12 protein-coding genes and 1 pseudogene are annotated in these 24,451 nt (G+C 59.1%); 6 read left to right on the top strand and 7 right to left on the bottom strand.

The features are described from left to right. On the bottom strand, positions 1–199 hold a 199-nt coding region (locus D6877_RS17395), incomplete at its 3' end, for a LysR family transcriptional regulator (RefSeq protein WP_130911574.1). Between the two features lie 239 nt (positions 200–438). Beyond that, positions 439–2,166: a hydrogenase maturation protein gene (locus D6877_RS17390; RefSeq protein WP_130911573.1), complete on the bottom strand. Its 1,728-nt coding sequence runs from the start codon at positions 2,164–2,166 to the stop codon at positions 439–441. Between the two features lie 12 nt (positions 2,167–2,178). Here D6877_RS17390 and D6877_RS30235 point away from each other — a divergent pair, with 12 nt between their 5' ends. The 3 genes and pseudogenes from D6877_RS30235 to D6877_RS17375 all read left to right on the top strand — a co-directional run bounded on the left by D6877_RS30235 (position 2,179) and on the right by D6877_RS17375 (position 4,297). Then, entirely contained in the window at positions 2,179–3,051 is an 873-nt protein-coding gene (locus D6877_RS30235; protein ID WP_347233420.1) for an MbcA/ParS/Xre antitoxin family protein, read from the top strand. Next, positions 3,048–3,528, top strand: a pseudogene (locus tag D6877_RS17380) (RES domain-containing protein). Before D6877_RS30235 ends, D6877_RS17380 begins: the two are co-directional and overlap by 4 nt. Before the next feature lie 163 nt (positions 3,529–3,691). Further along, positions 3,692–4,297 (top strand): hypothetical protein, encoded by a 606-nt coding sequence (locus D6877_RS17375; protein WP_130911572.1) that lies wholly within the window; start codon positions 3,692–3,694, stop codon positions 4,295–4,297. 78 nt (positions 4,298–4,375) lie between these two features. Here D6877_RS17375 and D6877_RS17370 read toward each other — a convergent pair whose 3' ends face one another. Both D6877_RS17370 and D6877_RS17365 read right to left on the bottom strand, forming a co-directional pair. Then, positions 4,376–4,693 (bottom strand): SCP2 sterol-binding domain-containing protein, encoded by a 318-nt coding sequence (locus D6877_RS17370; RefSeq protein WP_016774477.1) that lies wholly within the window; start codon positions 4,691–4,693, stop codon positions 4,376–4,378. 63 nt (positions 4,694–4,756) lie between these two features. After that, positions 4,757–5,467, bottom strand: a complete 711-nt coding sequence (locus D6877_RS17365; RefSeq protein ID WP_016774478.1) for a histidine phosphatase family protein — start codon at positions 5,465–5,467, stop codon at positions 4,757–4,759. A gap of 204 nt (positions 5,468–5,671) precedes the next feature. On the opposite strand from D6877_RS17365, the gene sohB reads away from it, so the two are divergent. Further along, positions 5,672–6,703 (top strand): protease SohB, encoded by a 1,032-nt coding sequence (gene sohB / locus D6877_RS17360; RefSeq protein ID WP_016774479.1) that lies wholly within the window; start codon positions 5,672–5,674, stop codon positions 6,701–6,703. A 65-nt stretch (positions 6,704–6,768) separates the two neighbouring features. On the opposite strand, the gene D6877_RS17355 is transcribed toward sohB, so the two are convergent. The 3 genes from D6877_RS17355 to D6877_RS17345 form a co-directional block, all read right to left on the bottom strand. Continuing rightward, positions 6,769–7,263, bottom strand: a complete 495-nt coding sequence (locus D6877_RS17355; RefSeq protein WP_130911571.1) for a DUF934 domain-containing protein — start codon at positions 7,261–7,263, stop codon at positions 6,769–6,771. After that, positions 7,247–8,905 carry a nitrite/sulfite reductase gene (locus D6877_RS17350; RefSeq protein WP_130911570.1) on the bottom strand — a complete coding sequence of 553 codons (1,659 nt, stop codon included), beginning with the start codon at positions 8,903–8,905 and terminating at the stop codon, positions 7,247–7,249. The genes D6877_RS17355 and D6877_RS17350 overlap by 17 nt, the downstream gene beginning before the upstream one ends. Before the next feature lie 480 nt (positions 8,906–9,385). After that, positions 9,386–9,604: a DUF2970 domain-containing protein gene (locus tag D6877_RS17345; RefSeq protein WP_130911569.1), complete on the bottom strand. Its 219-nt coding sequence runs from the start codon at positions 9,602–9,604 to the stop codon at positions 9,386–9,388. A 170-nt stretch (positions 9,605–9,774) separates the two neighbouring features. Here D6877_RS17345 and D6877_RS17340 point away from each other — a divergent pair, with 170 nt between their 5' ends. Together D6877_RS17340 and D6877_RS17335 are read left to right on the top strand one after the other, a co-directional pair. Beyond that, positions 9,775–16,974: a DUF6543 domain-containing protein gene (locus tag D6877_RS17340; protein ID WP_130911568.1), complete on the top strand. Its 7,200-nt coding sequence runs from the start codon at positions 9,775–9,777 to the stop codon at positions 16,972–16,974. A 130-nt stretch (positions 16,975–17,104) separates the two neighbouring features. Next, entirely contained in the window at positions 17,105–24,439 is a 7,335-nt protein-coding gene (locus tag D6877_RS17335) for a DUF6543 domain-containing protein (RefSeq protein WP_130911567.1), read from the top strand. The last annotated feature ends 12 nt before the right edge of the window (positions 24,440–24,451 follow it).

The raw sequence follows: 24,451 nt of genomic DNA, 5'->3' as shown, positions 1-24,451 counted from the left end.
AGATCACGAACGCTTCGCCATTGGCCGTCAACTTCGCCCCGGCGCGATTGCGCACAAACAGCGTACTGCCCAACTGGCTCTCGAGTTTCTGCACCCGCGCGGTGATCGCGGTTTGTGTGACGAACAGCTTCTGCGCGGCGGCGGCGAGACTGCCGTGACGGACGATTTCGAGGAAGGTGCGAGCGAGGTCGATGTCCATGGGGCAGGGCCGATTTCTGGAGGTGGGGCGCATTGTAAGTCAAAAGTCCCTCTCCCTAGACCTCTCCCGGAGGGAGAGGGAACTGATTGGGTTGTCCCCTTGTAATGCATCCTCCAGGAATCGTGTCGGTCATGGATTCACTGCTTGAATTCAGGTCGCTGAAGGTGCCGAACATCCCCGGTTCAGTTCCCTCTCTTTGGGGAGAGGGCTAGGGTGAGGGGCAAACAGTCACCAGAAATCTAACTGGCCAACTCGGTCTGCTCCACCAACCCCACCCGCGCCCACTCCTCTACCAAGCGCGCCGGCGTGCCACACACCCTGCGCTTGTAAACGAAGTGCTCACACCTGTCAGCAAAGCGATTGCGGTCATGCAGCATGTCTTGCTGCATTTGTTCCAGCTCAGCTTCTCGGCATCGATGGATCAACGCCTGATCAATCCGCGATTTGCGCTCACGTACCGGCGCATAAGTCGGATCGCTCAGCACGCTGTTCGCTCGTTGCAGCAGCCACAGGGAAAACTCGTCCGGGCAGCGTGGGCCGATCTCCTGAACCATCCCCAGTTGCCACGCTTCAATCGCACTGACCGGCAAACAGGCCTGAGTCAACTGCTCGGCCAGTGCCGGGCCGACGGCGCGGGGCAGGCTGTAGGTCCAGTACTCAGAGCCATACAGACCCATGCTCTTGTAGTGCGGATTGAGCACGATATCGGCGCGGGCGAACACGATGTCCGCCGCCAGCGCCAGCATCACACCGCCCGCACCGGCGTTGCCTGTCACGCCGCTGACCACCAGTTGCCGCGCGCTGAGCATTTCTGCGCAGACGTCGTCGATTGCCTGAATATTCGCCCAGGCTTCGGCGCCGGGATCCTGCGCGGCTTGAATCACGTTCAGGTGCACGCCGTTGGAAAAGCTACCGCGACCGCCCCTGATCAGCAGCACTCGCGTGTCCCGAGCCTTGGCCCAGCGCAGCGCCGCGGCCAGACGCTGGCATTGCTCGGTGCTCATCGCGCCGTTGTAGAACTCGAACGTCAGTTCCCCGACGTGCCCGGACTCACGGTAACGAATCGGCTGATACGCTTCGTCGCTGAATGGCTGTGTGGCGATCGACCAGTCCAGCACCGGCACATGGTTGAGTAGTCCGGCCAGCACATGCCGCGCCGGTCGCTTGAAGGTTTCCTCAGCGGGTTGAGGCTTGCGCCGCAGCGCGCCGATCCACAGGCTCTGGTCGCCGGCAGCCACCAGCACGGCGTCGCCATGTACCGCAAGAATCTGGCCGGGCATCCCGCTGCGCGAATCAAGGTGCGCGTCATACAGGTAATACTGCCCGCCAGCCAGACTCGCCAGTACGCCGGGTTGGCCGTCGGCGGCGTCTATGCAGCGCTTGATGAAGCGCGCGCAATCGTGCCAGCTGAAACTGCGATCAGCCTGTCTCATGTTCGGTTGCAGACGGCCACGCACGCTGGGGTGGGTGTAATCGAGCTCGACCGGCTGAAACCCTTCGACGAATTTTTCCACCACCTCGTGGATGCACACCATCGCCGCGTCGCTGACCCGGCCGTTGTACAGCTCGGATTTGCGCAAGCCCGCCGGCAGATTGAATTCGCACGTCGCCCACACTGGGCCGGCGTCCATTTCCTCGACCGCTTGCAGCGCGGTGACACCCCAGACCGAGAGTTCGTTAGTGATCGCCCAGTCCAGCGCACTCGCGCCCCGGTCGCCAACGATGCCGGGATGAATGATTACCACCGGACGCCGGGAATCGCTCCACAGCGCCTGTGGCACGCGATCCTTGAGGAACGGGCAGATCACCAGATCGGCGCCGCTGTGCTCGATCTGTTCACATACCGCAGATGCGACGGTAAACAGCACCACGCTGGGCGAGTGTCCGGCCTGACGCAGTTCCAGCCAGGCCCTTTGCGTCAGGCCGTTGAACGCTGACGCCAGCAGGATGATCTTGAGCGATTGCATGGGGATTCTTCCTTGAGTGAGATCGGCCGCAGGCTCCCGGTGAGCCTTCCTTGGCTGTCGATGGAGCAGCAAGAGTACGCAGTGCTTGCACGTACACAGCTGACCGAGGTCAAGGTTGTGTCAGGCAAGGCGTCGGTCAGTCGCCGGAATTTCCGTTTAAGTCCTACGGAAACAGGAGCGTTTCGATCAGATATGTGGATATTTCTGACGACTTTTTCAGGTTGGTCGTCGGACGCCGGGTCTATAGCATCAGTCCTGACATTGAAGTCATCGAGCGCACAGATCGCTCTGGACGTGGACAAAGGATGGAATATGCGAATCCCACTGATTGAAAGCCATACGCCTGCTTACTCGCCTCGCCATTATTGGCGCGACGATCGCGCCAGGTGTCCCTCGGAGGACGTTGCCATGCCGAGCGCCAAAGTGCCGCGGCTCACGGGCTTGAAGAAGCTCGAGGGCAAACCTCTGGAGTTGCTGTTGCGTGGGCAGGACACCGGCGACGATCCGATGCTCATCCTGCGCTGCACAAGCGAAGGATTTGAGCTGCTTGATGTGGTGAACATGATCGCAACCTCCGAGCTGTACCAACAGGGCGAGATAGTCAAACGCATCACCGGCAGATCCGTAAGAACCGTGCGACGTCTGCTCAAGGAAGGCGCGTCGGTGCGCCTGGACACGCCGCAGAGCGTGATCGCCTACCAATATGCCGCTGCGCTGGAACTGGCCATCGAAGTATTCGGGCGTCAGGCCAAGGCCGAATCATGGCTGGAGCAACGCGCTACTTACTTCTACGGTTATGTGCCGCTCGATCTGGTTGGACATGCGCTGGGCTTCAGGATGGTGGAGGAGTATCTGAACCAGATCAAATACGGGGTTTATCAATGAATCCCTTGCCCTGGGATGATCGCTGGTACGCCTGGCGGCTGGATCGTGTACAGCGAGACCTGGGACAGCGGCCTGGGGTCGAAACGGGACGGCGGTCGCTGGAACACCCCCGGTCGGAGAGTCGTTTATGCGTCGGTCGCCCCGTCCACGGCGATACTGGAGGTGGCCGCCCATGGCAGCTTCGATGCGCTTGATCAGGAGCCCTATGTGTTGACCTGTTTTGAAATCACCCACGACGCCAGCGTCAGAATCGTGCAACCGGAAGATGTGCCCAATCCCCATTGGCTCACCCCGATCAAAACCTCGCCCAACCAGCGAAAGTTTGCCGATGCACTGTTGGCTGAACATCCATTTGTTCTGGTGCCTTCGGTGGCCACCCGACACTCGTGGAATTTGCTGGTGAGTTGCGATCTGGCGGAAGGTCAGTTCAGGATGGTTTCGCAAGAGCGGTTTGGGCTGGATACGCGGTTGTTGTAGGAGGGTTGATCGTATCGGTAGAGATCTTCAGAGTCGCTGCAAGGATTCGTCGCGGCGGCTCGGGCGCGGGACACCTAGCGAAAAGCTACTTCCAGGCACTGTGTTGGCCCGGTAAATTCCCCGCTTTATCGCAGACAAGGAAGTTCACCATGGCAAAATTGAAATGAAGGCTGCGAACCTATTGGGTAACCACTGGTTTTCGTGTGCTCTGCTGGTTTCCGCTTGCTTCACCGGCAATCTTGTTCATGCAAAAGAACCAGAGAGTCACCCCCGGGTGATTATGTATTACGGTCCGTGGAGTCCGGAAGAAAACCGTTTCGACGCCAGCCGGTGGTTCAGTTCAGGTATGTATCGCCCGCGTCTCATGGGTACTCCGCCTGAAGAGAGCCCAGTGACCATGCTGCGCAATAGGCCTGAAAGTTTGCGACATATTGAGAATGATGTTCTCTTGACAGAAGCGTTATTCGCTGTAGAGCGACAGTTTCCGAAGTTGGACACCGAAGACCTCATTCTGAATACGCCGGACCTGCACCGCCAGATACGGTATGCCTATAGTTCATTTGCCGAGCCTGACAGGCCGGTGGATTCCTATTGGCTTTTCATCACGTTTGCAAACAAGACCGTGGTCGTTACGATCGATTGGGACGTGACAGAAAAGAAACTCTTGCCCCGCTCGATGGCTTCGAATCTGATCGAAAAAAGTGATGAAGAGGCGGCATACCTTCAGGTAAAAAAAGAGCTTGATGGGACGGCTTCAGCCAAGCGTTAACTCACGTTGCCATTTCTTCAATGGTTGAAACGACAAATCCCGCCAATAAGCGGGATTTGTGTTTTACCAAGAAGCTTCTTACGAAGGGAACAGCTCGGACAGTTTCATCGACAGCATCATGTCGCCTTCAACGCGCAGCTTGCCGCCCATGAAGGCCTGCATGCCGTCGGTTTCGCCGCTGACGATGTCTTTCAGGGTCTGGCTGTCCAGCACCAGCGTGCAGTTGGCGTCCGGGTTTTCGCCTTCCTGGATGTCGCAGGTGCCGTCTTTGACGATCAGTGCGTATTGCTTGTCTTCGTCGGTGATGTTGAAACCGAAGACCAGGTCCAGACCGGCAGCGGCGGCTGGGTTGAACTTGGCTTGCATTGCTTTTACGGCATCAGCTACGGAGGTCATGGTTCGATCCTTTCTTGGTCATGGGAGCTGGGTGGTTACAGCCAGGGTCACAGTAAGCCGGACTCAGCGAAAAGTGATGAGTTCCGGGGCCTTCAGCAGTTGCAGGTGTGCGTGACTGTTGAAGGAAGCCAGAGCCACCTCGCGACCACGAAACTTCAATTGGTTGAGCGAGGTGTTGACGATTTGCCAGTTCAATTCAAAGGCCTGTCTGGCAGGCATTTGCGTAATCAGGTGGAGCAGGGCAGTGATGGTGCCGCCGGAGGTGAACACGGCGATTTTCTGGTTCTTTTCCGCCAGGTCGAGGATGCGGTGCAGCCCGGCCTGAACCCGTTCGACGAAACCCAGCCAGCTTTCCAGTCCGGGTGTGTCGTAGGTGCCAGCAAGCCAGCGCTCGACGATCAGGGCGAAGATGCGCTGGAATTCACCGCGGTTCTGCGCGGCGTTGCGCAGGATGTCGAGGGCTTCCGGCTCTTCCGGCAACATGGCCGGGAGCAGAGCGCGGATCACCGCATCGGCATCGAATTCGTTGAAGGCGGAATCGGTTTCGAGGACCGGAACCGGCAGGCCTCTGGCGCTGAATTGCTCCAGTGCACTGGTGGCGGTGTGCTGTTGACGACGCAGGTCACCGGCAAGGCAACGATCGAAGCTGATACCGAGGTCGGCGAGGTGCTGGCCGAGAATTTCTGCCTGACGCACACCGGTCGGCGACAGCACGTCGTAATCGTCTGCACCAAAGGAGGCCTGGCCATGTCGTATCAAGTAGATGCTGCCCACGTCCGCGTCGTCCCGGTACGTTGAAGGTCAGGCGAGGTTATGAGGATGGCGTAAGGCTGTCAATGAAAAAACATACGCTTGTTTGAAATGCCCGTTACAGGCGTGTTGCCAGAGGTTTCACGGCTGGCCGATGAGCCAGCGCATGGGTATGCTGGAGTCATTCCGCGTGTAATACACCGTCACGCATTGCTTTGAGGAGTCTCTGTGGATTTTTTCACCGAATACGCCAGCTTCCTGGCCAAGACCGTTACTTTGGTGATCGCCATTCTGGTGGTGCTTGCCAGTTTTGCCGCATTGCGCAGCAAGGGCCGGCGCAAATCGGCGGGTCAGTTGCAAGTCAGCAAGCTCAACGATTTCTACAAGGGCCTGCGTGAACGCCTGGAGCAGACCCTGCTCGACAAGGATCAGCTCAAGGCATTGCGCAAGGGCGAAGCGAAAACCGAAAAAAGCGCGAAGAAGCAAAAGAACAAGCCTGAGACCAAGTCTCGGGTATTCGTGCTCGACTTCGATGGCGATATCAAGGCTTCCGCCACCGAGAGCTTGCGCCACGAGATCACCGCGCTGCTGACCCTGGCCACGCCGAAAGACGAAGTGGTTCTGCGTCTGGAAAGTGGCGGCGGCATGGTGCACAGCTACGGTCTGGCGTCGTCGCAGCTGGCGCGAATCCGTGATGCGGGCGTGCCACTGACCGTGTGCATCGACAAGGTCGCGGCCAGCGGCGGTTACATGATGGCGTGCATCGGCGACAAGATCATCAGCGCTCCGTTCGCCATCCTCGGTTCGATCGGCGTGGTCGCGCAATTGCCCAACGTCAATCGCCTTTTGAAGAAGCATGACATCGACTTTGAAGTGCTGACCGCCGGTGAGTACAAGCGCACTCTGACCGTGTTTGGCGAAAACACCGAAAAGGGTCGCGAAAAATTCCAGGAAGATCTCGACATCACCCATCGCTTGTTCAAAAACTTCGTCGCCCGTTATCGCCCGCAACTGGCGATCGATGAGGTGGCTACCGGTGAGGTGTGGCTCGGTATCGCTGCGCTGGAAAACCAACTGGTGGACGAACTGAAGACCAGCGATGAATACCTGGCACAGAAGGCCAAACAGGCCGAGGTCTATCATCTGCACTACGCCGAGCGCAAAAGCCTGCAGGAACGCATCGGCATGGCCGCCAGCGGTTCGGTAGACCGCGTGCTGTTGAGCTGGTGGAGTCGCCTCACTCAGCAACGCTTCTGGTAAACCGCAGGCATAAAAAACGCCGGTCACATGACCGGCGTTTTTATATCTGCAACAACGTCCGACGCTTAGCGGCGACGGAACAGCGGCAGTGGTTCGTCAGCGGCAGCCTGATAAGTCACCGAGAAGTCCTTGAGACCTTCCAGTGCTTCGTACGGGTCTTTATCCGCGCGAATGGCAAAGGCATCAAAACCACAGCGGTGCATGTAAAACAGCTGGTCGCGCAGCACGTCGCCAATGGCCCGCAGTTCGCCTTTGAAACCATAACGGTCACGCAGCAGACGGGCATTGGAGTAGTTACGGCCGTCGGTAAACGCCGGGAAGTTCAGGGCGATCACCTGGAACCTGGCGACGTCCTCACCGATTTCCTCGGCCTCTTCATCAGCATCCAGCCACACACCCAGGCCACCATCGCGGGCCAAGAGCATGCGGCTGTGTTCGCGCCACAGGTTCAGCGGCACGATCAAGTCGTCGCAGTTGCTGATCTCGTCGATATTGAAATCCTTGGGCAACAGGTGCCAGGTCTCGTCGACGACTTCGTTGTTCTTAATGATTCGCTGCATAGACGCGTTCCTTGAAGAGGTCGATGCCAATACGCTGATAAGTGTCGATGAAGCGCTCGTCTTCGGTGCGTTGTTCAACGTACACGTCGATCAGCTTCGAGATCACGTCAGGCATGGCTTCCTGTGCGAAGGACGGGCCGAGGATCTTGCCCAGGCTCGCGTCACGGCTGGCGCTGCCACCGAGGGAAACCTGATAGAACTCTTCGCCTTTCTTGTCCACGCCGAGAATGCCGATGTGGCCAACGTGGTGATGACCGCAGGCGTTCATGCAACCGGAGATGTTCAGGTCCAGCTCGCCGATGTCGAACAGGTAATCCAGATCGTCGAAGCGACGCTGGATCGATTCGGCAATCGGGATCGACTTGGCGTTGGCCAGTGAGCAGAAGTCACCGCCCGGGCAGCAGATGATGTCGGTCAGCAGGCCGATGTTCGGCGTGGCGAAACCGCCTTCACGCAACTCGCCCCACAGGGTGAACAATTGGCTCTGCTCGACATCGGCAAGAATGATGTTCTGCTCGTGGGAGGTGCGCAGTTGACCGAAGCTGTAGCGGTCGGCCAGATCGGCGACGGCGTCGAGCTGTTTGTCGGTAATGTCGCCCGGGGCAACACCGGTCGGCTTCAACGACAGCGTCACAGCCACATAGCCCGGCTTTTTGTGCGCCAGGGTGTTGCGGCTGCGCCAGCGAGCGAACCCCGGGTGCTCTTTGTCCAGATCGGCCAGTTGTGCGGTCTGATTGTCGAGGGTCTTGTAGTCCGGATCGACGAAGTGCTTGGCGACGCGATGCAGTTCGGCTTCGGTCAGCGTGGTCTGGCCACCGCGCAGGTGCTCCATTTCCGCATCGACTTTCTGCGCGAACACTTCAGGCGTGAGCGCCTTGACGAGGATCTTGATCCGCGCCTTGTATTTGTTGTCGCGACGGCCGTAGCGGTTGTACACACGCAGGATGGCGTCGAGATAGCTCAGCAGGTCTTGCCAAGGCAGGAATTCATTGATGAATGCGCCCACCACCGGCGTACGACCGAGGCCACCGCCGACCAGCACGCGGAAGCCCAGCTCGCCAGCGGCGTTGTAGACAGGTTCCAGGCCGATATCGTGAACTTCAATGGCCGCACGGTCACTGGTCGAGCCGTTGACGGCGATCTTGAATTTGCGCGGCAGGTAAGCGAATTCCGGGTGGAACGTGGTCCACTGACGGACAATTTCGCACCATGGACGCGGGTCGATGACTTCGTCGGCAGCGACACCGGCGAACTGGTCGGTGGTGACGTTGCGCAGGCAGTTGCCGCTGGTCTGGATCGCGTGCATCTGCACGGTGGCCAGTTCAGCGAGAATGTCCGGGATGTCTTCCACCGCCGGCCAGTTGAACTGCACGTTCTGCCGCGTACTGATGTGGGCGTAGCCCTTGTCGTAGTCGCGGGCGATTTTCGCCATCATGCGCACCTGACGCGAAGTCAGCTGGCCGTAAGGCACCGCCACGCGCAGCATCGGCGCGAAGCGCTGGATGTACAGGCCATTTTGCAGGCGCAGGGGGCGGAATTCTTCTTCGCTCAGCTCACCTGCCAGATAGCGTCGGGTCTGATCACGGAACTGCTTGACGCGGTCCTCGATGATCCGCTGATCGTACTCGTCGTATACGTACATATAAGTCCTGTTCTCAGGCTTGGGCTACTCGGAAAACGCTGCGTTTTCGCTTGCTGGAGTCCGATGTTGCCTCTGCAATTCTGCGCGCACGGCCGCGCACTCCGTCACGGAGCCGGGGCAATATACCCGTTTGCAGTTATGCGCAAAAGTGATGTTTGAGTATATGTAAAGAACCAAATCGCCTAACGCGAACGCCTGTCATCTATTCCACATTTGTCGTGCGGACAATCATCGTCTTAACTGTGATCGAGTCTTTGTGCAATCACCGATAAAACCGACAAGAGGCGATGCAATGAGCAACCCGACCAAAGCCAGAAAAAGCGACAGCAGCGTCGATGCGTGGGCCATTTTGTTCCTGATCATTCTCGTTGTAGGGACAGCGGTCTTCTGGGTAAGCCATCAGTAGACGACATTCCGGGCCCGCTTTCCGGCCCGGATTACTGGCTCGCCATACCATGCCCGGTTATCTGACGGAAGCCTTCAGACGCCCGCGAAATGCAGCACCAGCTTGACGATGGCAAACAGCGTCAGGCCAAACACTGCCGTGAACAAAACGCCCAGAATCACGAAGTGGCTGGGTTTACCGTGGGTGAAGTCCCGTTCCCGGTTCTTGCCGCTTTGCACGCCGAACGCTGCAGCCATGACGCTGTGCAGCATTTGCCAGAAGCTCGGCGGTTTGTTGTCGACTGGATCGTCCATAAATCCCTCTGCTCGATGTCGTGCCCCACAAGCATAGTCAAACAGTGCGCAGATGCCTGAACACGCTGCGCCAGATACGCCGTTACAACAATTGCCAGCCGCTATAACTATGTACCGCTGCCCGGTCGGGCACAGGTGATGTGCTGTCGCTCCATTTACAGGAGCGATGTATGTCCCCAGATTCCCTCGATTCGCGAACTGCTGACCGACCGATCCAGCCTTCGGCGACGGATAGTATCCACGGGCCTTTCCTGGAAACCGCAGTGCCGCAGTGGCTGATTGGCGCTTCGGCGCAACGCAAGGCTGAATTCAAGCAGGCGCGTCCGCTCATGCCTGCCTGGTACGCCAGAGCCACAGCCCGGCAACGTCAGGTGCTGCATGCCAGTTTCCGAAGCAGCTTCAGGGCTCAGATGCGGTTGGACAAAACGATGTCCGGCTTCAAGGACATCGATGCGTTTGCCCGACCGATACTGTTGCAGGCCTTGAAGTCCCGTTTTCAGGTTGAGGTTGATGTCGACAAGACCCTGCTATCCCTCAGGCGTGCGGTACGCGCGGGAATCATTTCTGTGGAATTTGGCACGGTCGAAGCCCTGACGCTGCCTATGCTGCAGGCGGCGCTGCACAATTTTGAAAGTGACGAATGCGTGTTCGGCGCGTTTCACGGCAGCTCCGGTTTTGTCATCGAAACCGCAACAGCCGGCACTTACAAGTCGGTGCCGGTAAACGTGTCGGTGAGAAACTTTCTCAGCCTGTGTCGTGACCTGGACATCGGTACGAAATATCAGGCTTACCTCAAGACTTTTTTCCATCCCGCCGATCCGAAGGCGCAAGAAACCTTGCGCCGCGACTTCATTGCCAGTCAGAAAGCTGCCATGCGCGCAGCGGCCGAGCGGGCTTTATTGACCAAGGAAATCCGCCCGCAGGATCACGCAATGATTGTTTCCGTGCTCAACGGCGAAAGACGTCCCCGGGTGGACAACAAACCGGTGTGGTTCCACGACATGGGCCTGATGCAGCACCGACTGGTCGGCTGCGTGGCATTCACCATCGCGGAAAAATATCAGTCGGTCGAAGCGGTCATTCTCTATGTGCCCAATGATCCCGAACATCCGCTCAAACGCTATACCGGTACGCAGATGAGCGACACTTTCAAACGGTTGCTCAGTGCCCGCCCTGCGCATCAGGCAAAAACCGCTGAGCCTACCGCCTATCAGCGGTTCTTCAGCCAGTTCATGCCTTATGAGAAGCGTGCTTATTACTTCAGCCAATTCGTAAAATCAGCCGACCCCTGGTCCGATTGGCTGTCATCGGTCTGGCGGACGGTGCTGCAGACGTCGCCGATTTTTTCCGACATCTGGAAAGTCTCTGCCAAGCCTCCAAAAATGCAGCCGGAGCCAGACCCCTACGTTGCCGCTTCGTTGATGCCGCACCGGCAAGTGTATCCCTGGCAACCCAACAACGACCTGTGGCAATACCTCTACGAGAAGCACCGGGACAAGGTGATCGCTGACGCCCGCGCGCATGCGGTGCCGACTCGTGACATCGATGCCAAGGCGCGTGATGCCAAACTCGCCGGCCTGGAGCAGCTCGGACTGCTGGCCTTGAATGTGGCCTCGATGTTCGTGCCGGTAATCGGTGAGATCATGATGGTGGTGATGGTCGGGCAACTGCTTTATGAAACCATCGAAGGCGTCGTCGAATGGAGCGAGGGCGACAGGCACGCGGCCAAGGAGCATCTGCTGGATGTCGCCGAAAACCTGGCCCAGATTGCCGTTATGGCCGGCGGTGGCGTGGTGTTCAATAAAATCAATGCCGTCAGACCGGAACCGGTCATCGAGCAACTGCAGCCAGTAACGTTACCCAACGGCCGGACACGCCTGTGGAAGCCTGACTTCACCGGTTATGAGCACGACATCGCACTCGCCCAGGCCGCGGTGCCCAATCACATGGGGCAGTACCGGATTGACGGCAAGACCTGCATTCGTCTGGGCGGTGAAATCTACGTGCAGGTCTTCGATCGCTCGACCGGGCAATGGCGTCTGAAACACCCCACCGAGCGCAACGCCTACAGGCCGGCGCTCGCCCATAACGGCCACGGCGCCTGGCGACTGGTATCGGAGCAGCCGATGACATGGCAGCGACTGGAGCTGCTACGGCGCATGGGCCATAGCACTGACGGCTTCTCCGATGACAGATTGCTGATGCTGGGTGATATCAGCGGCGTCAGTGACAGCACGTTGCGCCAGATGCACATGGATCATCTACCGCCGCCGCCCGAATTGCGCGATGCCATGCAGCTGTTCGAAGCCGATGCCGCGGCCCGACAGATGATCGAGCAATTGCGTGGTGCCCGAGCGATTGACGAGCGTTATCTGCATGCGCTGCCGCTGGTGACGGAACTGCCACGCTGGCCGCATGGCCGAGTACTGGAGATTTTCGCCGGGGCGCAGGAGACTGAGCAGTCGATTCAATATGGCCTGGAAAATGTGTTGCCGGGGATTGAACGCAAACCCGTGATCCGCATCAGCCGCGCTCAGGTATTGAACGGCGAAATGCCGGCGCGGATTGTGGCAGCGCTGGAGGAAAACGAAGTCATTCGGCTTCTGGGCAGCAGGGCCGCGCAGTTCCGGCCGGCAAGGCCGGATGAGTTCATGCGCTTGCTTGCCGAGTTTGCATACACCCGTCAGTCGGCGATTTTCGACAGCCTCTACCGCGGCACCGAGCCGCTGAGTCTGCGCGCGCGGATCCTGCAACGTGAGTGCCCCGGGCTGAGCAATGCCGCCGCACAGGACGTGCTCGGTCATGCCACGGCAGCGGAGCTGGCCCGCATGGATCACACCGGGCGTTCGCCGTTGAAACTGCTCGAAGAGGCGCGCTGGCATGTTCGCCGGGGGCGCCAGACGCGCGCCTTTGCCGGCCTGCACAGCGAAAACCTTGCCTCGGCCGACAGTCGACGGCTGGCGTTGTTTGCCTTGGAGCGATTGCCTGAATGGTCGCCAACGTTGCGTCTGGAGATTCGTGAAGGCAGTACGACCGGCGCATTGCTTGACAGTGTCGGTGAGCCTTCGGCGCCGGTAAAACGCTATCTGGTCAAGAACGGACCTTTCTACCAGGCATTCAATGCTCAGGCGCAGGTGCTCAACAGAATTTCCAGGGTGGAAGACAGTTTCTATCGTTCGCTCATGTATGCGTTGCCTGATGACATGCGTGCGGCACTGGGCCTGTACGAGGGCAGCAAAGGCGGTGAGCTGCAGCACCAGATTATCCTGTCGGCCCGCGTGCATTGGCGCGAAGCTCTGCACATGCTGGCACCGCGAGCCAAATGGTTCAAACCGCCAGTACGGGTTCGGGCCAGGATGACGGGCTATTACGCGAGTGGGCGAGGTGGAGGCTGGAGCACTTCGCTCGAAATGCGCGTGGCGCAGTTGTATCCGTTGCCGCGACAGGCAGCTGCCTTTCTTGCTCGACAGCGAGGCCGCAGCGATGCGCAGATTTATCAGGAGCTGGAGTTGCGCCGTCGGGAATGGGAGTCGCTCAATGTCACACTCGAGCGATGGCAGGCGGTCCCAGGCAGCAGCCAGACTGCCGAGCACAGGGCGCGATTGGCGCGGACTTTGAGAGAGGCGTGGCGCAATGGCCCGTTGGCCGGCCGGGTTGCCGATGTGGCCCGCCTGTCACTGGTCTGTGATGCGTCTGTCCCCGCGTTGAGTACTCGTTTTCCCCATGTGCGTGAACTGGCAGTGAGCGGCATTGGCCTCACGGATGCCAATGTCGATGGTTTGCTGGCGGCGTTTCCGAACGTCACTGACCTGCAGATTGGCGAGGTGAGGGATCCACGTGTCTTTACCGTTGCTGGCCGATCACTCACGACCGTGCCGCAAGCACTTGGCCAGATGACCGGATTGACTCAACTGCGCTTCGTTACCGACGCGCCGTTTCTCGCGCCCACCTTTGCACAGAGGCTGCGGACACTGACCTTACTGGAAACGCTGCATATCAACTATTCGGGAGCCGATGCAAGCACTCTGAATGATCTTGAACTGAGCACGCTGACGCATTTGCGCAGTTTGCGCATTGACGCCCCGAATGCCTTGTGGCGGTGGCCGGCGTATGTCGAGCGGCTGCCGCGGCTTGGACGCCTGGACCTGACCCACACCTTGATTGAAACCTTGCCCGAGTCGCTGTACCACGGACACGAGCAACTCTGGGCCGGCCTGTCGTTGAATTGGGCGAGGGTCACACCGACCACGTTTCGGCGTGCTTACGACTACGTCAGCCAGTATTCCGGCCCGTTCGGCCATTTGCTCGACCTGCATCAAATGGTCCGTGGATTTTGCCGTGCCGAACTGGACACCATGGCCCCGGCGTCGGGCTTCGTCGATCTTTTGCCCGAAGCTTTTTATACCGCTCTGGCAACGCCGCAAGCGCGGGTGACAGCGATCGAGAGTATCAGGGCCGAGCATGAGGCAATCTTTGCGCAGTTCTACACACCGACACTCAGGCATGGCACACGCTACTCGACAGTCAGAAGCCGCTGGGCAACCGGACCTGATGCCGAAGTCCTCCGGGCGCTGAAAACCAATTGGTATGGCACGCTGCGCCAGCGTTACGGGCTGACTGCGAACGTGGACAGGTTCGAGCTGCCTGGCCCACGATCGAGCAGCGAAGCGCTGCCGGCGGCAGAGCGCTTTCGCGAATTGCCGCAACTGCCAGCCGGCAGCTTTGCCCATGTCCGTACTGTCCGTTTGCGGCTGCTGGATGTCCCCATCGACCAGGCACGCGGGTTTCTCCGTGCATTCAGTCACGTCGAAAGCCTTGAAATCAGCGGCAACCGCTTTACCGAACTGCCCTTTGCGGCGGACGATCTGCGTGCGCTGAAGAACCTTGATGCATCAGACAATGCCATCGTCGTAACGCCTGGGGTACAGAGGCAACTGAGCGGCTTGCAGCAAGTCCGATGGTTGAATCTGCGTGATAACCCGCTGCATGCCGTCGACGTCAGCACGTTGAGCCGATTGCGGGCGTTGAACCTGAGATCGACTTCGTTGCAAACCTGGCCCCTCGGCGCCGAACGCCTCGCGCGTTTGTCCTGGCTCGATCTGCGCGACAACCGGATCGCCTCCCTGCCAGAGCCAGTCTTGTCCCACCCCGATGTGCTGATGAGGAGCAACCTGACGGGCAACCGTTTCAGTCCCGAGGGGCAAGCGAGCCTGGACGCGGCATTTCAGCGAATCGAGCAGCAAAAGGCTTTGGAACAGGGCACGTTGGCGCAGTTCGCAGCGCAACGTGTGCCGGACACTTTCCCGCCGGCCGAAAGCGGTTGGTCGTTCATCGAACTGCTGTTGCCGCTGCCTGAAGAGGCGCTGGTCAATCCGGCTCAGAGCGGAACTTCGCTGCATGTGCAACGATTGAATCAGCTCATGCCGCGGCAGCAGGCTGAACTGAATGTGCAGCATCTGCAGGCTTCGGGATTGAGCGATGCGCAAATCGAAGCCCGGATTACCGAATGGCATCGCAGCTGTGAGGCGTTGATTCGACGACTCAATGGCTGGTTGTACAACCGCGAGATTCCAACGGCCGATGGCCCGATCACGGCTGGTAGACGATCCTCTGCGGGGCGGCTGATCAGGGACGCGTGGCTTGGCGGACTGACTGAAGCCAGTGGCAGCGTGGTACGGGAACTTGAGCTTGCAGATCTGCGAATCGGCGACTTGCCTGAACTGCCCGTGCAGTTTCCAGCGGTGACAACGCTGGACCTGAGCCGCGTGGGCCTGTCCACGCGGGGCTCCGACGGCTTTCTCAACGCCTTTCAGGACCTTCGTACCTTGCTGCTCAGTGGCAATGAGCTGGGTGCATTGCCCGGCCCGGTGTTGCGGATGCGGCATCTGCAGCATCTGCGAATGCAGCATTGCAATCTCCAGAGTGCGACCAGCTTCTACCCGTTGCTGGGGCGCGGGCGTCTACACATGCTTGACGTCGGGTATAACCAGCTTCGTGTATTCAACCCACCGGACTTCAGTGCCTTGCAGCTTCTGGATCTACGCACCAACCACCTGAGCGAATGGCCGGCCGGAGCTCAACAGGCCGCTCATTTACGCGGTTTGAATCTGCACAACAACCGGATCGTGGACCTTCCTGGTGAGCTGTTCAACGGCAATCACGAGCGTCTGCTGCAAGGGACTGACTTGTCCGCGAATGCACGCCTGTCCCTGACTGCCTTGCTGGATCTGCGGCGCTACGCCCGCGAGCGCGCAGCCCCTTATGTGATGCAGCTTTCACAAGAATCCATCGACGAATTGATCGATAGACATGTTATCGGGCCCGATCAACCGCAGCCGCCAGGCGCAGTGGAGGGGGCAGGTAACAATGCCGTCGCCCCCGATCCATATGCAGGCGTGCAGCCGTCTGAAGCGATTTTTGATCCGGCCAATGACATCGCGCCGGAATCTCGCGATCCCTGGCTGATGGACAGTGACTTGGCACTGGCGGTGCAACGACGCTCGATCTGGACGCAATTGGCGCTTGAGCCGAATCACCAGCGGTTCTTTCAGTTACTGCGTTTGCTGCGTGACACCGAGGAGTTCAGGCGTGTGCCGGCCGATCTCACCCACAGAGTGTGGCAAGTCATGGAGGCGGCTACCGAAAATACCGAACTGCGCGACTCGCTGTTCAACGATGCAGAAACGCACGGCACCTGTCCGGACGGGCGGATTCTTACGTTCAGTGACATGCAGGTGCGGGTTTGGGTCTATCGCACATTGCAGGGAATACCTGTCAGCCGAACGATGGCCAGGGGCCGGGCATTATGGCAAGTGTCCCGACAGTTGTTTCGTCTGGAGTGGGTCGAGATCTTTGCCGAAGTCTTGGCGAAGGGCCAGGATCGTGCCGAGGTTCGCCTGCAATCGCGCATCGATTTGACCCGTGGCTGGGGTGATGGACTGGACCTGCCGGGGCAACCCTCCCATATGTTATACGCACGTCCATTGACCGATGAGGTCCTGGCGCAAGTTCGCATTTGGGTACTGGAGGCGGAGCAGACTGATGAACTGCCGGCGAACATGGGCGAGCGCGATTACTGGATCGCTTATTTGCAAGAACGCTATCCGCAGGAAATGGAGGCGATCGATGTCGAGATCGAAGAGCTGCAACAGGTTGGCGGCGAACTGAAGGAACGACTCGAACGGGGGGAACTCACCGAGAATCAGTACGAGCTGGAATTGAAAGCACTGGCCAGAGCTGTCCACGCATTGCGTCGACAGAGACGGCTCGAGTTGACGCGCCGTGAAATCGACCTCCTGCGAGCTTTCGCTGATGACTCGCAACAGCCTGGACGCCTTGAACCGCAGCCAGGGACTTCCTCGCTCCCGTGACGGCCGCATGGTGCGGTTGCAAGGCTCGTCGAAGCAAGTTGTTACCTTTCGCCGGTGAGTAATAAGCGGATACCGCAGTCGGGGTAGCCGGAAATGGTCTGCTGCACACTTCATTGACAAAGGAGTGACCATGATCGCTATCCCATCCAATCCGCCGTCGACGGCATCTTCATCCTCGTCACGCACGACCGACGCGCCGGCCCCGAAACCGCTGAAGGCAACACAGAGCCTTCACGGTGATTTCCTCGAAAAGTCGATCCCCACCTGGCTGACTGACGTGACGGCGCAACGACGCCAGGCGTTCAAGGACGCCCCTGCGGCGCTGCCGGCGTGGTATCAGGATGCGACGCCTGCCCAGCGCGCAGCCTTGAATGACAGCTACAAGGCCAGCGTGCAGGCGCAAAACATGCTCGATAAAAGCATGTCGAGGTTTGAGCAGGCCGAAGTGTTTGCCAGACCCTTGCTGATCAAGGCATTGAAGGACGAATATCAGCTGCAAGTGGATATCGACAAAACCTTGTTGTGCCTGCGACGCCCGATAGAGGTGGGCATTCAGGCCACAGAGCTGGCGTCCTTCGAAATTCTCAAGCTGTCGCTGCTGGAGGCGGCACTGCACAACTTCGAAGCCAGCGAGTGTGAGGAGGGGGCTTATCACCACACCTCGGGATTCATGGTGGCGACCGATACTGCGGAGACTTTCGAGTCCGTTAGTGTCGCGCTGACGGTCAGCCAGTTCATGTCGCTGTGCCGTCGCCTGGATATCGGCAAGCAATACCAGGACTATCTGCAGGAATTTTTTCACCCGGCCGATGTGGTGGTGCAGGGTGTGCTTCGCGAGCGGTTCATCGCGAGTCAGAAGGCAACCATGCGCGCAGCCGCAGAGCAGGCGTTATTGCAGAAGGATATAGAACCGGCGGACTACACCATGATCCGGTCGGTCATCGATGGCGAGATGAATCCCTGGATGGGCAACCGACAGGTATGGTTCAAGGACCTGGGCCTGATGAGAAAACGTCTGACTGGCTGTGTGGTGTTCGTGATCAGCGAAAAATACCGCTACAGCGATGAATTGATCGTTTACATCCCTCACGACCCGCAGCACCCGTTCAAACGCTACAACCACCAGCAAATGCGTGAGGAGTTCAAACGCTTGCTGACTGCGCGCGATGAACCGCTCGCTGGCGGGGCTCAACCGACGCCTTATCAGCGGTTCCTCAGTCAATTTCTGCCCGTTGATCAGCGGCCCGATTATTTCAGTCAGTTCACCCGAAAGGCTGCTGACTCACCGAAGGATGCCTGGTCGACATTGCGCTCTCCATGGGTCGCGTTCATTCAGGCAATCAGCGGTACTTCAGTGTTCACCCGGATCAAGCAACTTCCTCCCGAGCGCGGGGTGAAGATGGAGCCGGAGCCCGATCCCTACATTGCGCCTTCGGCGGTCGGACGCAGAGGGCATGGCCTTTGGGCGGCCAATGAAGATCTCTGGCTCTATCTCTTTACCCAGAACCGCGCCAAGGTACTGGCCGACGCCCGCAGCCATGCGGTACCCAGCGACGACGTCGAGGTCAAGGCGCGCGACGCCAGGCTGGCGCACCTGCTGCAGATCGGTCTGCTTGGTTTGAACATGGTGTCGATGTTCGTTCCGGTGCTGGGCGAAGTGATGATGGTGGTGATGGCCGGCCAGCTGATGTACGAAACACTGGAGGGCGCGATCGAATGGAGCGAAGGCGACCGGCGTGCGGCCAGGGATCATCTGATCGACGTGGCGGAAAATCTGGCGCAGATCGCGGTGATGGCGGGGGTAGGCGCCGGGGTGCGGAAATTCTCCAGCGCCAAAGCCGTGCCAGTGATTGAACAGCTGGAACCGGTGCAGTTGCCTAGCGGCAACACCCGCCTTTGGAAACCCGATCTTGGCGCGTATGAGTCAACGATAGCTTTGCCGGACAGCCCCGGTCCGAATCCGCAGGGGCAACATGTACTGGACGGCAAGACCTACATTCGTCAGGCCGGCAAGGTTTACGAGCAGTACTACGATTCATCGCTCGGCAAGTGGCGCCTCCGCCACCCGAACGATCCCGATGCCTGGCAGCCGGTGCTCGAGAGCAATGGTTACGGTGCCTGGCGATCCACGCTTGAGCGCCCGCTGGAGTGGGACCGCCTGACCCTGTTGCGACGCATGGGGCATGCAACCGAAGTGTTTTCCGACGCAGAGCTGCTCAGGGCTGCCGATATCAGTGGCGTCAGTGACGGCGCCTTGCGCAAGATGCACCTCGACCACGCGCCGCCACCACCGGAGCTGGCGCAGGCGATGCGCCTGTTGAAAGCGGATGCAGATGCGGCATTGGTCGTGGAGCAGTTGCGTGGGGAACGCCCCATCGATGAGCTCTACCTGTATACCTTGCCGCTGATCACCGAAATGCCGTTGTGGCCGCAAAACCGTGTGCTTGAAGTGTTCGATGGCGAGTCATTGTCCGGCAGTTCCGTAAGGTATGGTGCTGCGCGGCGCTTTCGTGACGTGGGTGTCAAGCCGCCAATCAGGACTTCTCGGGCCGACATCCTTGGCGGAAAACTGCCAGCGCATATTCTTGCATCGCTCGAAGAAGCGGAAATCAATCGCTTGCTCGGCAAGCTGGTCGCACGTACTCCCGAGGCAAGGCTTCAGGAATTCAACAAGCGAATTGCCAATTACGCCAACACCCGTCAAGCGGCGATATTCGAAAGCATCTACAAGGGCACCGACCCCATCGCCCCCGAGGTCGCCGGTTTGCAAAAGGAATGTCCCGGGCTGGGCGAGTCGGCAGCACAAGCCGTGCTGACGCATGCCCATGCCGGTGAGTTGCAGGCGCTGCGGTCGGGCCAGCGAGCACCGCTGCGCCTGCTGGAAGAAGCGCGCTGGTATGCGCGTCAAACCCGTCGAGTCACCGCGTATGCCGGTCTGCGCAGCGAAAATGTCGCTTCGGCGGACAGTCGGCGTCTGGCATTGCACACGCTTGAGCAGTTGCCGGGTTGGCCTGACAACCTCCGTATCGAGGTTCGCGAGGATCATGATGCTGGCACGCTGCTTGACAGCATCGGCAGTGAAACAGCCAGCGAGAAAAAATACCTGATAAAAAAAGGTGCTCAGTTTCAGGCATTCAACGAGCGCGGTGAGGCACTCAACAGCCTGCCCGAACACGGCGACAATTTTTACCCATCGATCATGCACGCCCTGCCTGACGAGGCGCGCCGCAGCCTCGGTGTGCCAGCGGTCGGGCAGTCGGTCCAGCTGCGGGAAAAGATCATCCGCCACGCCGATCTGCACCAGGCCGAGGCGCCTGCGCTGCTGGAACCCCAGGTCAAATGGATCAAGCCGCCCGTTCGCGTCAGCGATACTCTGATTGGTTATCCTGCCAGCGGACGTGGCCCTGGATTGTCACCGAACCTGATAGCACGCACGCGTGATATTTATCCGCAGCTGACAAATGAACAGGCGCGCGGCTATCTCCTTGAACAGTATCGGGCGGGAAATGACGACAGAGACATTTTCCAGTTGCTGCTGTCGCGTCGACAGGAATGGGCGCAGCTTGAAGCGACGCTGGATGAGTGGTCGGGACTAACGAGAGTACCGGCTTGGGCCCGTTCCGAGTGGAACTATAAAGTACGTACCGCACAGGCGCTCAAGGACTGTTGGCGCAACGCACCGATCGCCGCCCATCTGCCCGGCGCCGATCAGCTTCATCTTGTCCTGTACGACCCGCTGCCAGCTCTGACAGCAAATTTTGATCACGTACGAGAACTTTCCATCGCTGGGGATGGCATCACGGACACCGATGCCGACGCGTTCCTGGAGCGGTTTGGCCGTCTCGAAAAGCTCTCGCTGGGCGAGCGTGGCAGTCTGTTTGGCAGTTATATGGGGCGCGAACAGTCATTGACGACATTGCCTCTGGCCGTCACTCGCATGCCGAGCCTGAAAAACCTCAAGTTCAGAACCACAGCGGCTGCGCTGGCGGCTGATCTGCCGACAAGATTGCGCATGCTGACTGCTGTAGAAGAGCTTCATCTTGATCTTTCGAGGGGCACCGGCGTCACGGCGAATCTTGACCTCACACCGCTCAGGCGATTGAGGAAACTCAGGATCGATGCGCCGGGAATGGTCCAATGGCCCGATTTTGTACAGGAGCTGCCTGAGCTGGAGCGCCTTGATCTGACGCAGACGGCCATCTCGTCCATTCCACAAGCACTCTACACAGGGCATGAGAAGTTGTGGGCGGGGCTGTCGCTCGACTGGTCGAATTTCGCGCATGAAAATTTCAAGCCCGCCTACGAGTACGTCAAAAATTACCGGGGCGTGTGGGGACATCTGCTGGATCTGGACCTGATGGTCCGCCAGTACTGCGCCGGCGAGCTGGAATTCCTGACTGGACGGCGCGGAAATATCAATCGCTTGCCTGAGCGCATCATGAGTCTGTGGAATACACCCGAGACCCGGCTCAAGGCTGTCGAGCTGCTGCGCCTGGAGCACGCCGGGATTTTCCGGCAGCTTTACCTTCCGACGACGTCCGATGGATTGCGCACCGCTACGCTTGCTCCGGTCTGGGAAACGTTGCCGAACCTTGCAGTGGTGCGTGAACTTGAGCACAACTGGGCGGCTGCCGTGCGCGAACGTTATGGCCTGCGCAGAGAAGCGCAGGTCCCCACTCCAGGGAATCCGAACGGGGTCGCCCCGCTGGAAAGTGGCGAAGTGTTCAAGTTATTCGATGATGGACACTTTGGCGACGAGCCATCCATAAGCGAGCTTCCGTCATTGCCGGCCGGTACGTTTTCTCATGTGAAAACCGTTTCCCTTGATCATCTGAACGTGCCTGCGGCACAGATGCGCGCGTTTCTTCAAGCATTCAGCGGTGCGCGTACGGTAGAAATCACAGGCTGCAATTTGACTGAGGTGCCGTTCAGCCCGAGCGACTTTGCGCAATTGACTCGACTGGATCTGTCACACAACCTGATCGGCACCACGCCAGAAGTCCAAAGCCAAATTGATGCACTTTATAAACTCGATTTCTTGGATTTGCGCGAAAACCAGCTGACTGATCTGAATGTCGCGGCTCTGAAGAAGCTTGAACTTCTGGACCTCAGTTCCAATCGTCTCCAGGCATGGCCGGCGGGTGCCGAAACGCTGCCAAGGTTGCAATGGCTTGATCTGCGCGAAAACCCAATCAGTACGTTACCTGAGCATGTGCTTGCCGATGACAGGGTGATGCTCAACACCAACCTGACGCAAAGCTCATTGAGTGCCGAAGGTGCGGCAGCCCTGAAAACTGCGCAGCGGCGTATCGAGACCGCAATCGGCTTGCCTGATGACACCCTCAAACAGTTTGAAATTTACCCCAGTGGCCCTCGAAGCGTGGGCGACGCGCGCGTACCGAGAACTGCACTGGCATTTGCGCACGAATTTCTGTTGCCGCTGCGTCCTCTGGCACCTGTCGCCGAAGGTGCCGCAGACATTGCAAGTCGCTTACAGGACGTCAATCCGCTTCTTTCTACAGAACAAGCGCAGCAATGTCTGGCGCGATTGCGCAGCGAGGGACTGAGCGATGCACAAATCGACGCCCGTCTGACCGTCTGGCGAGACAGCGACGAGGCCCTGACGCGTGAGTTGAACGGCTGGATCTTTACTCGGGCGATACCATGGAACAGAGGGGATAAATCCAAGCACCGATCGTTTCTGGCGATGAAGGTCAGAGATTGCTGGGCTGAGGGTCTGACACGCCATAGCGAACACTCAGGATCCACACTTGATCTCACGGGGTTGAACACCGGAGATCTGCCGCGCCTGTCGAAAGTGTTTTCCCCAGTCAGAACGCTGAATCTCACCGGCGTGGAATTTTCGGCACAAAGCTTCAACGAATTCTGTGCCGCTTTCCCTGAAGTCACCACCCTGGTACTCAACGGCAACGCCCTTGATACGCTGCCAGACGCCGTTGGCGGTCTGAGCGGGCTCGAGCGGCTGGAGCTGAGCGGGAATAAACTGGCCACCGGGGAGTCCCTGTACACCCAGGCGGGTGGAAATCGCCTGCGCTGGCTGGACCTCAGCCACAATCAACTGGAGGAGTTCAGTGCCAGCGCCTTCAGTCGGCTCGAAACCCTCAAGCTTGACCACAATGGCCTCGATTCCTGGCCGGACGGCGTGCTGGAACTGCCGCATCTGCGCGCACTCGATCTGACGGGCAACAACATCAGCGTGTTCCCGGACAGGCTCTTGGACGGTAGTCACAGGGAACTGGTCGCTGGCACGGTTCTGTCGGAAAACACCTTGACACTCAACAGCCTGCGACAACTGCGCGATTACAGCGCCGCCAATGCAAATCGTGACGTCATGGGCTATTCGCGGGCGCATCTCGATCGGGAGATTGACCTGCGCTTACGCGGAGCCGACAGTGAACCCGGCTCCGGCTCGGATGGCGACAGCGATGACAGTGACGGCTTCGGAGGCGGTGGTGTTGGCGGACGTGTGGATGTGCACGCACAGGTCGAGGCCATTGAGGCCATCGCTAACCCAGCGCAAAATGTCGCCGCGCCAGCCATGGAGACCTGGCTGACATTCACCCCGGCTGATGTACGTGCCGCCCGGCAGGCTTTGTGGGCGCAATTGGCCAGGCAGGCCAATCATGATGCGTTCTTTCATCTGCTCTCGACCTTGCCTGACACCCTCGAATTCAGATTGTCGGGGGCCGATCTCACCCATCGGGTCTGGCAAGTCATTCAGGCTGCCACGGAAAACGCCGAATTGCGCGAGCAGTTGTTTGTCAACGCCGAAACCCACGACACATGCCTTGATGGGCGGATCCTGTCGTTCAGCGAACTGGAAGCCCGCGTCTATGAATACAACACCCTGCGCGATATCCCGCAGCATCGCCCCGAGCAACGCGGCAGAGCCTTGCTCAATCTGACCCGCCGCCTGTTTCGCCTGGAGAGAGTTGACCGACTCGCTGAAGCTGCTGCGATAAACCAAGACCGTGCGGAGGTCCGACTGCAATACCGGATCGGCATGACCAGCGGCTGGCCGGATGGCCTGGAACTGCCGGGACAGCCGGCGCATATGCTGTACGGCACGCCTATTCGTGGACAGGTATTGATCAACGCTCGCGCCTCGGTGCTTGCCGACGAGGCGTCGCCAGCGTTCCTGGAGGATCTGATTTCACGCGACTATTGGGTCCGTTACCTGGAAGATCGCCACAGCGAGGTGTTCGAGGCGTTGAAACTCGAAGAATCGAGGCGACATGGTGCGGTAGAGGACGCCTATCCTGACCTGTCGAGCCCCGAGTATCTGGATGCCATGGGGGTGCTTGAGGTCGAGTTGCCGGCGACGCGTATGGAAAAGCTCAAAGAACTGTCCCGCACAGAGCTTGAGAGTCTTTCGTCGCCAGGTAGCGGCGCGCCGCAGCCACGCCCGTCGTCACCGCAGCCCGGCCCTTCGAGCCGCCCGTGAACGGATGAATGA

It is taken from the genome of Pseudomonas sp. Sample_9 (assembly GCF_004307535.1).
In the GTDB taxonomy this organism is placed as follows: Bacteria; Pseudomonadota; Gammaproteobacteria; order Pseudomonadales; family Pseudomonadaceae; genus Aquipseudomonas; species Aquipseudomonas mercuritolerans.
Note: the sequence above shows the minus strand (reverse complement) of the source record. Positions and strands in the feature narration are given on the sequence as shown.

Excerpts from the sequence above, each read along its gene's own strand:
- D6877_RS17390 (WP_130911573.1), bottom strand. The coding sequence starts at position 2,166 with ATGCAATCGCTCAAGATCATCCTGCTGGCGTCAGCGTTCAACGGCCTG.
- D6877_RS17375 (WP_130911572.1), top strand. The coding sequence starts at position 3,692 with ATGAAGGCTGCGAACCTATTGGGTAACCACTGGTTTTCGTGTGCTCTG.
- D6877_RS17370 (WP_016774477.1), bottom strand. The coding sequence starts at position 4,693 with ATGACCTCCGTAGCTGATGCCGTAAAAGCAATGCAAGCCAAGTTCAAC.
- D6877_RS17355 (WP_130911571.1), bottom strand. The coding sequence starts at position 7,263 with ATGCAGCGAATCATTAAGAACAACGAAGTCGTCGACGAGACCTGGCAC.
- D6877_RS17350 (WP_130911570.1), bottom strand. The coding sequence starts at position 8,905 with ATGTACGTATACGACGAGTACGATCAGCGGATCATCGAGGACCGCGTC.
- D6877_RS17345 (WP_130911569.1), bottom strand. The coding sequence starts at position 9,604 with ATGGACGATCCAGTCGACAACAAACCGCCGAGCTTCTGGCAAATGCTG.
- D6877_RS17340 (WP_130911568.1), top strand. The coding sequence starts at position 9,775 with ATGTCCCCAGATTCCCTCGATTCGCGAACTGCTGACCGACCGATCCAG.
- D6877_RS17335 (WP_130911567.1), top strand. The coding sequence starts at position 17,105 with ATGATCGCTATCCCATCCAATCCGCCGTCGACGGCATCTTCATCCTCG.